Here is a 14,533-nt window from a genome sequence, read left to right as displayed (position 1 = left end):
ATCAATAATCGTTTGCATCTTACCATCGGGGCGATTTACTCACACAGGTGTTTGTTGCGAAAGAACGCCTATCTGAAAGAAAGATATGCCGCCAGGTTAAACTACCGATCAACAATAAGCAGGCGCCGACAGTGAGGACACCGGCTAATCGGTGCCTCACGTTCTACCTGCAGAAAGCGGTTTGGTTCAATGGTGCTGCGGCAGGCCCCGCAGCGGTCACCGTCCAAGCGTGAAACGCCAATACCCCCACAACGTGCCAGTGCTTCTTCGTATGCATCAAAAAGCTCAGGTGAAAGAGCAGCGGTAAACTGAGGACGCTGTTGGTTGGCAGCTAACGCCGTCTGCTCAAGGGCGCTTCGCTGCTGTTCGTATGCTTGCCGAAGCGTCTCTTCTTTACTATTTAATGCTTCAAGGGCATTTGCAGCCTGCGTGAAAACTGTCTTAATTTCGGTGATACGTTTATCGAGCTTACCCATTTCAAATTCGAGCGTTTCACGGCGCTTTGCAATGCCTTCAAGATCGCGAGTAAGCGACTTAATACTGCGGTAGTCGCCACTAGCCTGCGAAATATCAGTCTGCTTTTCGCGCTGACGACCGGCAAGATCATCGTCCTCTTCAGCATACCGCTGGAGCTTTAATTCAGCCTGATCAAGCAGTTCTTTGATCTGGTTATACTTATCGGCAACAGTCGCTTTTCGCTGACTGATTTCTTCAATTGCTGCCGGCTGTGGGAGCTTTGTTAAATCCAACTGCGCTCTGATACGTTTTCGATCAAGATTTTGCAGCGATTCAAGGGCACTAATCTGCTCTTTTGTTGCCTGCATGGCTATTGCCTCCGCATCATGTTGGGAACGGTCCAGTTATCACTTTGATCCAGAATAGTAATTCGACTCTCGTCAAACCCCGCTGTTTCTATTGCCGCAGCCAGTACGCCCGTTAGGGGCAACTCGCTCACATCATGCCCTAACTCTATCACGGCAAGACCAGTTTGCACGATATCGAGCGCGGCATGATAGCGGATTTCACCGCAAACCAGGCAATCGGCACCGATGCGTGCGCAATGCTCCGGAAGATCGCCTGTTGTACCCGTGCACGTCACAACAGTGGAGAGAACCTTATCTGCCCTACCCCAAACGCGAGGAGGACGACCAAATACTTCAGCACAACGACACGCTAAATCCGAAAGGGTTAACGGACTATCGCTTGCAACGTGACAGAGCTGACCATATCCCTTTTCGAGTTCAGAGGCAGGTATTCGATCGACAATTGAGTCGAAAGTAAGTCCCAAAAGACCCGGTAAAACAGAAGCAGCAGCCGGGCTGACATCGAGCGTCGTATGAAAGTTCATAAGCGCAATTCCCGCATCAAGCGATTCCCATACCGTTGCTGCCGGACCCCAGGTGCTCGACGATGCTGGCATAATGCGACACGGCGGATCAAGAAACGCAGGATGGTGAGTAACTAATACATTTGCACCAATGTGCTGAGCGGCACGGACAGCACGTGGCGTTGCATCGAGCGCTACCGCAACACCTGAAATCACAGCACGCGGATCACCCACCAGCAATCCCGTTCGGTCCCATGATTCAGCATCGGAAGCAGGAAATAGTTCAAGAAGTGCCTGTTCCAGTTCACCTACCGTAATGGTACGCGATGTCACACGTAGGGCGTCTTGCTTAGTGGCGATCTCTGTTTTCTGATCGGTTTTGCTCATAGCTCTTTCCTTTACCTCTGCCAGGAAAGCACACGCTCAAACGCGGCAAGAATACCGTGAACATCCTCTTCGGTTGTTGAACGACCAATCGAAATACGCAGGGTACATAAAGCGCGATCACGATCGATACCGATCTGTTTAAGAACTCGACTTGGTTCAAGTGAATGAGAACTACAGGCCGAACCCCCTGCAAGAGCCACCCCTTCGCGATCAAAGCGCAGGATGAGCGTTTCGCTCTCAAGGCCAGCGACATTGACACTCACAATATTGGGGAGAAAGTCCTTCGATCCTGATTCGCACGGAACGCTGCACTGTACTCCCTCGAAGGCACAAAGCCCTTCATAGAGCATATCGCGCAGGTTGCGCTGGCGATTTACCTCTTCATTGAGGCCTTCACCCGTCGCAGCAGTGGCTGCTGCTGCAAAACCAACCATACCTGCAACATTCTGCGTGCCACTGCGTAAGCCGTGTTCTTGTCCACCGCCCAGAAGCACCGGGAGAAACGGGGTACCTGACTTTAAAACAAGAGCACCTATCCCCTTGGGGCCGCCAATTTTATGAGCTGAAATGCTGAGAGCATCGACACCTGAGGCATCCAACCCAACCGACATTTTTCCAAATGCCTGAACGGCATCAGTATGCATGAGAGCGCCCGCTGCATGAACTACTTTTGCGATTTCGGCAACTGGCTGGATTGAACCAACTTCGTTATTTGCCAACATAATTGAAACCAGTACGGTATTCGGCTGAAGAGCCGACTCAATAGAAGCAGGCGAAACAATACCGCGCCTATCTGGCTCAACATACGTTACTTCGACACCTTCGCTCTCGAGGCGATGTGCAGGCTGCAGCACAGCATCATGTTCAATTGAACTGACAATCAAATGAGGAACAAAATCTGCTTGACCACGCTGACGTACCGTTTGCGCAGCAGCACCAACGATGCCAAAAATAGCTGCGTTATCCGCTTCGGTAGCACCACTCGTAAAGATAACCTCGTCCGGCCGTGCACCGGTACTGCGTGCGATAGCGCTTCGTGCATCTTCCATTGCTGCAAACGCACGACGACCTTCGGTATGCAGTGAATTGGCGTTTGCATTGACCGTAATATTTTCCGGTCCGCTAAATGCCTCCATTGCCAAAGCCGCCTCTTGACTCAGCGGGGCTGTTGCCGCCCAATCTGCATAGATACGCTTCATCGTTGCCTTACTTCCTTTCTTGTAGTGCCTCGCTGCTGACAGATAGCACTACGAGACACTGGTACGGGCGTTATTTGCGGCGCCACGAATTGAATCGATAGCCTGTGCCCGATCAGCCGCCTTAAAAACAGCATTCCCCGCAACGAGTACATCAGCCCCCACAGCGCCAACCAGCGCCGCCGTTTCAGCAGAAATACCACCATCCACCTGGATACGAGGGCAAGCTCCTTCCTGGCGGGCAGCGCGAACCACCTGCTCAACACGATCAATCGAAGCAGGCATAAAAGCCTGACCAGAGAACCCCGGTTGAACACTCATAACCAGCACCATATCCCATGCGTCATAGATACCCTCAAGCACACTCGTAGGCGTATCGGGACGCAGGGCAATACCCGCATGCACACCGGCAGAGCGAATAAGCGCTGAGGCTTCAAGGGCTTCCGTGCGCCCACCCAGCGCTTCCCAATGAATTGTTACGTAATCGGGAGACGCCGCAAGATACCACGGTAGCTGCACAAGTGGATTGTCAATCATAAGATGCACGTCAAGGGGGATATGCGCACTACGTGCAATCTGATTAAGCAACGGCACCCCAATTGTTAAATTAGGTACGAAGTGACCATCCATTACATCAATATGAACCAAATCTGCACCAGCGCGTTCAATGTCATCAATTTCATCAGCAAGATGCATGAAGTCCGCTGAAAGTATGGACGGCGATATCCGTGCTGCCTCGAACATACACAACCCTTCGTTCAGGCTCAAAGCCGAATGCTATTGACTAGGCGATTGTAACGCAGTGCAGGCGCTAGCTATGGCACTGTTCAAGTTTCAGCAGGAATTCCTTGAGCTTGTCGGCTGCATCATCTGAGCGAACAGAACGATTGGCACCCACAATACGATGACTCGGAATAAAAAAAGGCAATGGATTCGCGCGACTCGCCGATCCAACTGCACGGTACGCTTCCCCATGACCAATAGAGGCAGCAATATCGGCATACGCACGGGTTTGCCCATACGGAATAGCAGCGGCTGCGCGCCAGACATCTTGTTGGAACGGTGTTCCGTGAGCTGAAAGTGGAATATCGAAGACAAAACGCTTGCCAGCAAGATATTCCTGCAGTTCTGTTGCCGCACGATTAGTAAGGGCACTCGGTGTATGCACACCGGGAAAAGAACCTTCACCCACACAAGCACCCACCAGCGCATATCCATCAGATGCTAGTGTCACAGGCCCAATCGGTGTGACATATGAATAATGCGTTAAGGGAGTACGACGCGGAGTATAAGCCATCAAGAAAGACCGTAGAACTCTTCCCGTAAGGGACGCCGCGCGAGCTCAATTGCAGCTTTTGATGCGTCTGCACCCTCCCAGACAACCTGACGAACCACCTCAGCAATCGGCAACTCGACACCAGCACGCTTGGCAAGGGGAAGCAATGTCTTCGAGGCAAGCGCCCCTTCCACCACCATATGAGTTTCTTCACAGAAGTCATCAAGTGATCCACCAGCTGCCAGGCGTTCGCCAAAACGACGGTTGCGCGAATGCTGCGACATGCACGTTGCGATCATGTCACCGGTGCCCGCCAAGCCCATGCAGGTGAGCGCGTCGCCGCCCAGTGCACTGACTAGACGACCCATTTCCGCTAATCCTCGGGTAATGAGCAGCGATGCCGTATTGTCGCCATACCCAAGACCGTACGAAAGACCAACGGCGATAGCGATAACGTTTTTGCAGGCAGCACAAACCTCAACACCAACAACATCTGTACTGGTATAGGTACGGAAATTCTCGGTAGCAAAAACTGATTGTAGGAATGAAGTGGTATCCGCATTGCGCGAGGCGATAACCGTTGCAGCAGGCATTCCGGCGATAACTTCTTCAGCATGGTTGGGGCCAGAAAGTACCGCAAGTCGACTGACATTACCCATTTCTTCTTCGAAGATCTGTGTTGGTAACAGACCACTAACCGCTTCAACACCTTTGCTACAAATAATAATCGGCAGATCGTCTGCCGCTCCTGCAGCTGCCAAGGCACGTGCAACCCCGCGCAGTAAGTTTGACGGAGTGACCACCGCTATTGCCTCGGCATTCATTAAACAATCTTCGTAGCCCACTGTTGCGACGATATTTGATGAAAGCGTCACGTCGCTGAAGTAGCGTTGATTTATATGGTTGGCATTAATTGACGCAACAACTTCAGGACGTCGTGCCCAAAGGTTTACGTTCAAGCCTTTTGTAGCAAGCATTTGCGAAAGGGCTGTTCCCCATGAACCAGCTCCGATAACTCCAATCTTCATGCGTTACCGCCCTTTCCGTTTATGTTTTTACCCACCGTACTTTCAGTGCCAGCCCGCAAACGAGCAATGTTATCTCGATGAGCCCAAATAACAAGTATGCCGACGAGCGCACTCATGACACACGCTAACAGGTCATCGTGGAAATAGAACACAGAAAGCGGTACACAGAGCACCGCAGCGGTCAGCGAACCAGCAGAAATGCGCTTCGTTATCAGTGCTACCACGGTAAACGAGGCCAGTTCGATAAGGGCACCAACAACACCGAAGGTCACAAATAGACAGCCAACGGAAACGGCAATACCTTTACCCCCATGAAACCCTAACCACGGTGAAAAAATATGTCCACAGGCTGCCCCAAGCAGCGCTGCCGCACGAGCTTCTTCCAACGTAAACACACCTGTCGGACTGCTCAAGCCGTGCGCGATACCCAGGGTAACCAAACCAGCAATCAGACCCTTGCCAAAATCAAGCAGAAATACGGCGTATCCACCCTTCTTGCCCAGGGCGCGAATGGCATTGGTGGTGCCAATATTGCCCGATCCAGTTTCACGGATATCCGTATGAAAGAAGACACGACCAATAATGACGCCGCTCGGAAGCGAGCCTAAGAGGAAACAGATAGCAAGAACACCAATGAAAACAACGGGACTTATCACCGAGAATCGTCCTTCCGCTTAAACTTGATACGGATGGGTGTGCCGGTAAGATCAAACGTACGGCGCATACGGTTTTCAAGATAGCGTCGATAATTATCGGTAACCATTTCGGGATGATTCGCAAAAAAGGTGAATTGCGGCGGGCAGATTCCTGTCTGTGTCGCGTATTTAACCTTCAATAATTTCTTGCCCGAACTCACGGTATGCCCAAACTCGCGAATGTCAGTCAGCCAATTATTCAGCTGGCTCGTGGGTATCTCGCGATGATACCCGTCCCATGCAGTATCGATAGCTTCCCAGATACGATGTGTGTTCTTGCCTGTGAGTGCTGAAACAGCAACAACTGGCGCAAAGCCTACAAACCGCAGACTTTCTGTTATCTGATCACGCACAGCTTCTTTGCGATCTGCTCCCTCAACGATATCCCACTTATTAAGCACGATGACCATCGCACAGCCGCGTTCATGCGCAAAACCAGCAATGCGTTGATCTTGGTCGGTTAAGCCAAGCGTGCCATCGACCATTAGCAGTACCACATCTGCCCGATCAATGGCGCGCATCGAGCGCACGAAGCCATAGTATTCAACATCTTCATCAATCTTACTTTTGCGCCGTAAGCCGGCAGTATCAACCAAACGGTAGGCGCGTCCTTCATGTGCAACAAGCGTATCAATTGCATCACGGGTTGTGCCTGCTACATCGCTCACGATAGAGCGGTCGTTACGTGAAAGCATGTTGGTGAGAGATGATTTACCAGCATTTGGTCGGCCAATAATAGCAACGTTAATAATCTCGTCATCATCGTCGTTTTCACATGTTTCATTAGGCGTTACCTTATCAAGTTCAGCAACAACGGCATCAAGCAAATCACCGGTACCCGTGCCATGAATTGCCGATATCGGCCACGGATCGCCAAGACCCAGCCGATAAAATTCATACATTGCATCGGCCGTATCGAGGTTGTCGAGCTTGTTCACCACCACCAAAACGGGGGCTTTTTCACGACGGAGAATGCGGGCGACTTCTTCATCGTCGGCTGTAATGCCTGTTCTCCCATCAACCAGCAGCAGGATAACATCACACTCGCGCGCAGCAGTAAATGCCTGGTTACGGATAGACGTCTGAAATGCATCTTCATCGCCCATTTCAATACCACCGGTATCAATAAGCGTGAAATGGTGTCCGTTCCAGTCGGCATCGTGATATGAACGGTCACGCGTCACGCCGCGCATAGCATGCACAATAGCTTCGTCACTGTGGACAATGCGGTTGACGAACGTTGACTTTCCCACGTTTGGCCGCCCCACGACGGCGACAAGATGCTTTGCCATACGATATCAACCTTTCTTCACCGCCAGCAAAAGCGGGGTGCTATGAATGCGCGCGAGAAATAAGCGCGATAAGTTCAGGAAGGAATTCCGACGCTTGGCAGGATACCACATGCACTGGCATGCCAGCTGTGCGTGCGACATCAGAAGGCGTGGTGTCGTCGAGCATAACGCCATCAGCATTGAGTGTTACTTTTGGCAAAAGAGCAATACGTTCTTGCGTATCACCGCGCGTGCGTGCTTCTTCCTGTGCCTTGGCAAGAGACGGTCCCACATCACAGCCACACAAAAGTCCCGTCACATCGACGTTGCCCCCAAAATAATCATTGCGCACATACAGTGGCTCGAGCAGGCCCTGCAGTGGACTGTTTCGCAAAAGCGGGTCGAGAAATTCTCGTTGAGCGCAGCCACAAATAAGCAATGCATGCACCTGCGCATCCTTTAATGCACGCGCAGCCTTGCGGGCGACCGCTTCGGTACCCTGCCAGTCATCCACGAAGGCCCGCACGATACCAATACCGTCTTCAAACAGGTCAAAATCCCCGTAAAACGAAGCAGGTGGCAAATGGTCGAGTAAATCATCGGGAAAAGCATTCCGATAAAACTCATCGCTGGCATACACCCAAGCAGTGCCGCGATCAACAAGCGCGCGCTGTTGATATCCTTCTATCGCATCAATCACCGCCCGTGCACGCGCCTGTTCACCAAAGCTCTTTTCAAATGCGCGCTGATGCTTTGTATAACCTAATGGCACGATACCCACCGAACGAATGCCTTCATGCTTCCACGCCCAGGAAAGTGTCTGGGCAAGTTCGGCGCCATCATTAACACCCGGCATAAGCACAATCTGCGCATGTAGTTCGATACCCGCCTGCAAAAGGCGCTCGGCTGCTTCTATTCCAACCGATGCCCGCGGCCCGATCATACGCCGACGCACCTCAGGGGTAACCGCATGCAGCGAATACCGCAACGGTGAAATGTGCTGCTCAATAATGCGCGCCTCATCAGCGGGCGTCAGATTGGTAAACGTAACGAAGGTTCCCTGTAGAAAACTCAGACGAAAGTCGTCATCACGCAGTGTCAACGAAGAGCGTACATCGTCAGGAAGCTGCCGCATAAAGCAAAACATGCAGGCATTACGACATTGGATAACCTCGTCGAAAATTGCTTTCGAGAACTCAATACCCCAGTCTTCACCAGGCGAGCGCACCAGTTCAACCTCGCCCGCTTCACCGTCGTTATCGATATATGAAACGGTTACTGCTTCATCGCATGCCCACCAACGCCAGTCGATAACATCGCGCAGGGGGTGTCCATCGGCGGCAGTTATCTGGCACCCACGCTCAAGCCCCACTTCCCAGGCAGGACTGTCAACCTCAACCGAAGCGATAATACCCGCGTAGCACGACACGGTTTATTCCTCTTGGCTTTCAGCAAAAGAACGCAGACGTTCGATAACGCTTTCGATCTGGTCTTCAGGTGTCGAAGCACCAGCTGTTACCCCAACGCGTTGCGCTCCCTTGAAATCAATGGCCTGCAATTCGTCGGGCGATTCAATGTGAAAAGCCTGAGGACTGCGTGCCCGACAGATTTCAAAGAGACGAGTAGTGTTTGAAGAATTATGCCCGCCTATTACCACCATAACATCGACTTGGCTTGCAAGCTCTGCCGCGGCTTCTTGTCGCGTTGACGTGGCACTGCAGATGGTGTCACGTATCTCCGCTTCAATTCCGCGTGATTTAAGTACATCAATAATGGCATCAAGTTTTTCGCGTCGCTGAGTTGTCTGCACGACAATACCGACCGATCCATCAATCTGAGAGGGCACATCGTCTGGTGTGGCAGCGACAACAACCTGTCCTCCAGCCTGCTCGGCCCAGGCGCGGAGTCCCTCAACTTCAGGGTGACTTTCTTCGCCCACCACAATAACTAGGCGCCCTTCAAGCGCAAGATCACGAGCTGCCTGTTGCGCACGCAGTACATGCGGACAGGTGGCATCAATAATATCGGCACCAGCCTGCTCTATCCCCTCACGCACTTGTGGGGTAACTCCGTGGCTGCGAATAATAGCACGTGAAGCGGTAAGTTCTTCAGGCTTTGATACGGCTTCAACTCCCGAAGCAGCAAGTTCAGCAACTACCTGTGGGTTATGAATAAGCGAGCCGAGCGTCTGAACGTCGCCACCCGACTGGGCTGCCTTTTGCGCAAGATTCAACGCACGCTGCACGCCGTAACAAGCACCCGCGCGCGAAGCGATAATAATCTCCATGACACTATCCTTCCCGTTGCTCCGCGCGAAACGCTTCGGTGTAGTCCTTTGCATCGGGAAAGAGTACCCGCATATCAACCTGTTCGGGATTAATACCATCGCGCAAAGCAAAGCATTCGCGCATTACATACCACATACAACCGTCAAGGCGTTCTTCTTTTGGCAAGAAATCAAACGAAGAAACATCAATGGGTTTGCCATAATGTACATCCACCCGCACGGGGCGTGGCAGATGACCTTTCTGCTTGACACGTTCAACATTTGAAACAGCCGCCGGAATAATCGGCACCTTCGCCATGCGTGCAATAAGCGCTGCACCACCATGCACTTCGGGGGTGATGCTCGTTTTCCCTCGCCGAGTACCCTCAGGAAAAATACCGACGAGCTCCCCCTCTTTCAACATGCGCACGGCACGTTTTATCGATGCACGGTCAGCTGAATCACGAGTAACCGGAAACCCCCCGCATCGCGCAAAGATAAACGCCGTAATTGGATTTTCAAAAAGAGTATCGCGCGCCATCAGGCGAAGCCATTGACCAGGCCGCGGCGGGCAATACATGTAAGCGATGTCCAAAAACGACGCATGTGTGCAGGCTACTACCGCCCCTGAACGTCCCCGAAACGCGCGCAGGTGCTCAATACCATGCACACGATACCGTGTAAAAATTTTGCAGAGAAATACAACGATAACCCAAAGAATATTGCCCAGCCAATGCGGTGCGCGTTTTTTGGTGGAGGTGCCCATAAAGGGCATATCAAAGAGCTCTTCGGGTGAATATACGTGTGGCATGAATTATTTCACCTGGTTAACCAAGGCACAGATGCGATCTGTGACCTCATCAATGGACAGTGAACTTGAATCGATGCGTACCGCATCGTCGGCAGCGCGTAGCGGCGCAGCAGCACGCGACGAATCCCGTTCGTCACGCTGGCGAATATTCGCCAGAACCTCTTCAAGATCAGTTGAACCCACCTTGCGCCGAAGATTCTGCCGCAGACGACGTCGAGCACGCGCTTCATCACTTGCCGATAGGAATACCTTTACCGCTGCATCTGGAAATACCACGGTGCCGATGTCGCGCCCTTCGACCACATAATCGCCCGCCTGCCCAATGCGCCGCTGCTGATCGAGCAGCGCTGCGCGAACCGATGGATGAGCGGACACCACTGAAACTAGTTGATCGATTTCAGCAGTACGAATCACACGGGTTACATCCACCCCACCGATAAGCACCCGCGCAGGTCGTGATACATCGCTGTCGTGTTCAAATGATATGGGCCGATCACGAGCAACGTTTCCAACAGCTTCGCCATTAGAAAGGTCAATGCCCTCATGAAGGGCCCGCCACGCCACAGCGCGATACATCGCCCCGGTATCAAGACAGGCAAATCCGAGTTTGCGCGCAACGGCCTTGGCTACTGTCGATTTGCCGGCACCTGAAGGCCCATCAATGGCAACGATCATCGAACGAGTCCTTCCATACTCGCAAGAAAACCTGGATAGCTAATCTTCACCGAATCAAACCCGGTAACCGTAACAGGGTTCGGCCCCGTCAGACCCACTAATGCCCAGGTCATCGCCAAACGATGGTCATGATGAGAATCAAAGACAAGATCGCATGGATACTGCAGGCTTGGCTGACCTTCAATATAAAGATCGTCACCTTCATTCCAGGCATCAACACCCAAGCGCCCAAGCCCTTCGATAACGGCTGCCAAGCGATTTGATTCTTTCACCTTAAGCTCACTTACCTGGCGAAATACGGTTATCCCATGAGCATGAGCTGCCACCAGGGCTAAAACAGGAATCTCATCAACCAACGAAGCAATTTTATCGGCCGGAATTTCACAGCCACGCAGATCTTCAGTCCAACGCGCTTCAATAATGCCGTAGGGCTCTTTGCCTGACATACCGGTGCGCGTAATTGAAACATCGGCACCCATACGTTCAAGCGTGCGGGTAAAGCCAATACGCGCTGGATTAAGGCTGACACCTTCAATTTGTACAGCACTATCACGGGCGAGCACGGCCGCGCACACAATGAAGGCAGCTGAAGACGGATCGCCTGGAACGTGAACCTCACTCGCCGTTAATTGACACGGACCGATAACTGAAGCGGTTCGCTCACCGGCAGTGGTCTGCACGCCAAATTGTGGCAGCATCAATTCGGTATGATTGCGCGACGCCGCTGGCTCGCAGACACGTGTTTCGCCTTCGGCACCCAGGCCCGCAAGCAATAGAGCGGTTTTCAGTTGGGCTGATGCCATGGGTGAATCATACGAGAGCGCTTTCAGATGGCGTGAACCCTTTTCGGTAACGGGTAAGCCTTCACTACCAGCAGGTGTAAACGTTACCCCCATTTTCATCAAGGGGGCATAGATACGTCGCATGGGCCGCCGGCGCAGAGAATCGTCTCCGTCGAGAGTCACCGCAATATCCCAGGGGGCCAGCACACCCATCAGTAAACGCGCTGTGGTGCCTGAATTGCCACAATCAAGCGCGCGGGTAGGCTGAGTGGGGCCAGCACTTCCCCATCCCGTAATGCCACCCGCCAGACTGCCATCAACCTGCTTTTCTAGGGCTACCTGCGCACCAAGCTGTTGCACGGCTGCTATGGATGAACGCACGTCGCCCGAATCGAGCACACCCGAAACCTGCGAAGTACCTTCAGCCATTGCGGAAAAGAGAACACTGCGATGCGATATAGACTTATCGCCCGGAACAGACGTTGTACCCAGCAGAGGGCCTGCCAGGGGCTCTATTACCAGTTCATCTGGCGCTATAGCGTTCATTGCCGATCACTCCTTTGCGCTTAAGGGACTCAGCGACACCGTAAATCCTGCTTCAAGCAAAAGCGTTGACAGACGGCCGAAATCCCCTTCGTCGGTTAGCACCATGTTAAGCACCGCGCTATGGGCGGTAAGGTGGTCAATCTCGATAGAATCGATGTTACAACCTGCTTTACCAGCAATAGTTGTTACCTCAGCAACTGCTCCGGTACGGTTTGTTAACGGAATACGCACTTCGATTAAATCGTCTGTTGAAGGCAGCCATTTCTGCGGTATTGCACGCCGTGCTTGAGCGGCCGCATCAAGTAGATCGAGCATGCGCTTTTTATCGCCCGCCATAAGCGCTTCCTGGAACTGTCCAATGATGGAACGGATTTCATCGAGGCCCAGGGCAATTTCGTCGCGATTATCAAAGGCGATACCACACCACAGGTCAGGCGAGCCAGCAGCAATACGTGTTGAATCCTTAAACCCACCTGCTGCAAGACGAAATAAGGCCTGTTGATTGTCGGCATGACCAGCCACCAACTGCACCAGCGACGAAGCCACCATATGCGGCACATGACTCACTAAGGCAATCGAACGATCATGTTCTTCACGCGGAAGTGAAATAACACGCGCTGAAAGCCCCGTCAGCAGGTCATGCAGCGCCGTATAGAACTCGCCCGGCGTTCGCTCGTTCGGACAGAGAATCCAATGAGCACCCTCAAATAAATCGGCCCGGGCACCGGCAATGCCATTTACTTCAGAACCAGCCATTGGATGACCAGGAATAAAGCGTTCGGAATGGTGAAGCACCTCGTCAGCATCGCGGCAAATGCGCTCTTTGGTCGAAGCGGTATCAGTTATGATGCCTTCAAAATCCCAACGGTCGAGCGCTTCGAGATACGGGCGCGCACCAGATGCGGGAACAGCAAGCACAACCAAATCGCATACCGAGCGCACGAATGACTCAAACGCTTCATCGGCACAGCCAGTAGCGGCTTGATCAATCCACCCCCGCCGCAGGGCTTCCGTGCGTGTTTGTTCATCAACATCAACACCCAGAATACGTACCGTATTCGAAAGGTTCCGAAGCGCTGCTGCCAATGAGGAACCTATGAGGCCCAGACCTACTATCGCAACGGTATGTATGTGCCTCTCACTCACGAATTTGCTCCTTGGTACCTTTACTAACAAATTGCCTGACTGTTTACGTGTTGAACTGCTGAGGGCTTAGCGACTGATCTGACTGATTACTAAACTGATCAATTGTTTAGTTATTAATCGCTTAGCTGCTCAGTTGCTTAATCCCTGACCAATTCTAACATTCCTCGTCGTCGGGGCAGCAAAGGCCCGCGGCATTATAGAGCACGCTCAACTCCGCACCTTCCAGGCGACGATACGCACCAGTTGCTAAGCCAGCAAGATCAATCGGCCCAAAGGAAGCACGATGAAGCTTTACCACCGGATGACCCACTGCTTGACACATGCGTTTTACCTGATGTTTACGGCCTTCATGCAGTTCAAGCTCAATAACACTATGTTTTTTGCCAGCTTGCACAACCGATACTCGCGCCGGGGCGGTCATGCCGTCGTCGAGCAGTATTCCGCTAGCGAGCTGCTCGAGTGCCGCTTGTCCAATAGAGCCCTCTATAGTGGCTCGATACACTTTGGACACCCCATGGCTCGGATGAAGCAATGCATTGCCCAAGTTGCCGTCAGTGGAAAAGAGGAGTAATCCGGTCGTGTCCTGATCGAGCCGCCCAATGGGAAATAACCCCGGATACTGTTCGGTTGGCATAATATCAGCTACACAACGCCGACCTCGAAGGTCTTTCATAGTGGTGATAATGCCGGCTGGTTTATTGAGCGCAAGCGTAACCGCCGGCGCGCCCCACGTTACGATAGCTCCATCGACACAGACTTCATCAACCAGCGGATCAACCTTTGTGCCGAGCTCGGTAATAACAATGCCATTTACCGCAACCCGACCTGCACTGATAAGCCGCTCTGAACCACGCCTGCTTGCCACGCCCGCGCGTGCAAGAAACTTCTGTAGTCGCAAGGGAAAATCATGATGCGCAAGGCGTTCCTGCCACGCATATACCTCCTCAGAAGTAAATGGTGCTTCCTGTGTTTGTATTGCAGGCGACACCCCAGATATCTCAGGTGTCTCAGGTGTCTTAGATTTCTCAGGCGTCGCAGGCAGCATCTCGCCCGCATCTGTCCTTTTGTCACAGCGACTGTCACCATCTGGGCGAAACGAGATATCTTTTCGGTCAGTAGACGACATA

The 14,533-nt window shown here is 52.4% G+C and carries 15 protein-coding genes; all 15 read right to left on the bottom strand.

Features of this window, described 5'->3' with window-relative positions; translation table 11 throughout:
- Nucleotides 1-101 precede the first annotated feature (101 nt).
- Nucleotides 102-824 (bottom strand): zinc ribbon domain-containing protein, encoded by a 723-nt coding sequence (locus CCUR_RS03450; RefSeq protein WP_012803094.1) that lies wholly within the window; start codon nucleotides 822-824, stop codon nucleotides 102-104.
- Between the two features lie 2 nt (nucleotides 825-826).
- A complete protein-coding gene (locus tag CCUR_RS03445; protein WP_083771574.1) occupies nucleotides 827-1,714 on the bottom strand; it encodes a Nif3-like dinuclear metal center hexameric protein in 888 nt (295 codons plus the stop codon).
- Nucleotides 1,715-1,725: 11 nt separating this feature from the next.
- Nucleotides 1,726-2,913, bottom strand: a complete 1,188-nt coding sequence (locus CCUR_RS03440; protein ID WP_012803092.1) for a cysteine desulfurase family protein — start codon at nucleotides 2,911-2,913, stop codon at nucleotides 1,726-1,728.
- Nucleotides 2,914-2,961: 48 nt separating this feature from the next.
- Complete coding sequence (rpe, locus tag CCUR_RS03435; protein ID WP_012803091.1) at nucleotides 2,962-3,654, bottom strand: ribulose-phosphate 3-epimerase; 693 nt, start codon at nucleotides 3,652-3,654, stop codon at nucleotides 2,962-2,964.
- Nucleotides 3,655-3,721: 67 nt separating this feature from the next.
- The gene (locus CCUR_RS03430; RefSeq protein ID WP_012803090.1) at nucleotides 3,722-4,207 is read right to left on the bottom strand and encodes a methylated-DNA--[protein]-cysteine S-methyltransferase; all 486 of its coding nucleotides are present in this window, start codon (nucleotides 4,205-4,207) and stop codon (nucleotides 3,722-3,724) included.
- Nucleotides 4,207-5,214, bottom strand: a complete 1,008-nt coding sequence (locus tag CCUR_RS03425; protein ID WP_012803089.1) for an NAD(P)H-dependent glycerol-3-phosphate dehydrogenase — start codon at nucleotides 5,212-5,214, stop codon at nucleotides 4,207-4,209. The genes CCUR_RS03430 and CCUR_RS03425 overlap by 1 nt, the downstream gene beginning before the upstream one ends.
- A complete protein-coding gene (gene plsY / locus CCUR_RS03420; protein WP_012803088.1) occupies nucleotides 5,211-5,870 on the bottom strand; it encodes a glycerol-3-phosphate 1-O-acyltransferase PlsY in 660 nt (219 codons plus the stop codon). The genes CCUR_RS03425 and plsY overlap by 4 nt, the downstream gene beginning before the upstream one ends.
- Complete coding sequence (gene der, locus CCUR_RS03415) at nucleotides 5,867-7,201, bottom strand: ribosome biogenesis GTPase Der (protein WP_012803087.1); 1,335 nt, start codon at nucleotides 7,199-7,201, stop codon at nucleotides 5,867-5,869. Before der ends, plsY begins: the two co-directional genes overlap by 4 nt.
- 40 nt (nucleotides 7,202-7,241) lie before the next feature.
- Nucleotides 7,242-8,609: a radical SAM protein gene (locus CCUR_RS03410; RefSeq protein WP_012803086.1), complete on the bottom strand. Its 1,368-nt coding sequence runs from the start codon at nucleotides 8,607-8,609 to the stop codon at nucleotides 7,242-7,244.
- A gap of 3 nt (nucleotides 8,610-8,612) precedes the next feature.
- Nucleotides 8,613-9,467 carry a 4-hydroxy-3-methylbut-2-enyl diphosphate reductase gene (ispH, locus tag CCUR_RS03405; protein WP_012803085.1) on the bottom strand — a complete coding sequence of 285 codons (855 nt, stop codon included), beginning with the start codon at nucleotides 9,465-9,467 and terminating at the stop codon, nucleotides 8,613-8,615.
- A gap of 4 nt (nucleotides 9,468-9,471) precedes the next feature.
- Nucleotides 9,472-10,257: a lysophospholipid acyltransferase family protein gene (locus CCUR_RS03400; RefSeq protein WP_012803084.1), complete on the bottom strand. Its 786-nt coding sequence runs from the start codon at nucleotides 10,255-10,257 to the stop codon at nucleotides 9,472-9,474.
- Nucleotides 10,258-10,260: 3 nt separating this feature from the next.
- Entirely contained in the window at nucleotides 10,261-10,932 is a 672-nt protein-coding gene (gene cmk, locus CCUR_RS03395) for a (d)CMP kinase (RefSeq protein ID WP_012803083.1), read from the bottom strand.
- On the bottom strand, nucleotides 10,929-12,260 hold the full coding sequence (aroA, locus tag CCUR_RS03390; RefSeq protein WP_012803082.1) for a 3-phosphoshikimate 1-carboxyvinyltransferase: 1,332 nt from the start codon (nucleotides 12,258-12,260) through the stop codon (nucleotides 10,929-10,931). The genes cmk and aroA overlap by 4 nt, the downstream gene beginning before the upstream one ends.
- A 6-nt stretch (nucleotides 12,261-12,266) precedes the next feature.
- The gene (locus CCUR_RS03385; protein WP_012803081.1) at nucleotides 12,267-13,406 is read right to left on the bottom strand and encodes a prephenate dehydrogenase/arogenate dehydrogenase family protein; all 1,140 of its coding nucleotides are present in this window, start codon (nucleotides 13,404-13,406) and stop codon (nucleotides 12,267-12,269) included.
- A 154-nt stretch (nucleotides 13,407-13,560) separates the two neighbouring features.
- Complete coding sequence (locus CCUR_RS03380; RefSeq protein ID WP_342606832.1) at nucleotides 13,561-14,532, bottom strand: pseudouridine synthase; 972 nt, start codon at nucleotides 14,530-14,532, stop codon at nucleotides 13,561-13,563.
- Nucleotide 14,533 lies beyond the last annotated feature (1 nt).

The organism is Cryptobacterium curtum DSM 15641, assembly GCF_000023845.1.
GTDB lineage: Bacteria > Actinomycetota > Coriobacteriia > Coriobacteriales > Eggerthellaceae > Cryptobacterium > Cryptobacterium curtum.
This window is presented reverse-complemented; position numbering and strand designations above follow the sequence as displayed.

What these genes read in the sequence shown, in the direction of transcription:
- CCUR_RS03450 (WP_012803094.1), bottom strand. Translation starts at nt 824, where the DNA reads ATGCAGGCAACAAAAGAGCAGATTAGTGCCCTTGAATCGCTGCAAAAT.
- aroA (WP_012803082.1), bottom strand. Translation starts at nt 12,260, where the DNA reads ATGAACGCTATAGCGCCAGATGAACTGGTAATAGAGCCCCTGGCAGGC.
- CCUR_RS03425 (WP_012803089.1), bottom strand. Translation starts at nt 5,214, where the DNA reads ATGAAGATTGGAGTTATCGGAGCTGGTTCATGGGGAACAGCCCTTTCG.
- der (WP_012803087.1), bottom strand. Translation starts at nt 7,201, where the DNA reads ATGGCAAAGCATCTTGTCGCCGTCGTGGGGCGGCCAAACGTGGGAAAG.
- cmk (WP_012803083.1), bottom strand. Translation starts at nt 10,932, where the DNA reads ATGATCGTTGCCATTGATGGGCCTTCAGGTGCCGGCAAATCGACAGTA.
- ispH (WP_012803085.1), bottom strand. Translation starts at nt 9,467, where the DNA reads ATGGAGATTATTATCGCTTCGCGCGCGGGTGCTTGTTACGGCGTGCAG.
- CCUR_RS03430 (WP_012803090.1), bottom strand. Translation starts at nt 4,207, where the DNA reads ATGGCTTATACTCCGCGTCGTACTCCCTTAACGCATTATTCATATGTC.
- CCUR_RS03380 (WP_342606832.1), bottom strand. Translation starts at nt 14,532, where the DNA reads ATGTCGTCTACTGACCGAAAAGATATCTCGTTTCGCCCAGATGGTGAC.
- rpe (WP_012803091.1), bottom strand. Translation starts at nt 3,654, where the DNA reads ATGTTCGAGGCAGCACGGATATCGCCGTCCATACTTTCAGCGGACTTC.
- CCUR_RS03445 (WP_083771574.1), bottom strand. Translation starts at nt 1,714, where the DNA reads ATGAGCAAAACCGATCAGAAAACAGAGATCGCCACTAAGCAAGACGCC.
- CCUR_RS03400 (WP_012803084.1), bottom strand. Translation starts at nt 10,257, where the DNA reads ATGCCACACGTATATTCACCCGAAGAGCTCTTTGATATGCCCTTTATG.
- CCUR_RS03440 (WP_012803092.1), bottom strand. Translation starts at nt 2,913, where the DNA reads ATGAAGCGTATCTATGCAGATTGGGCGGCAACAGCCCCGCTGAGTCAA.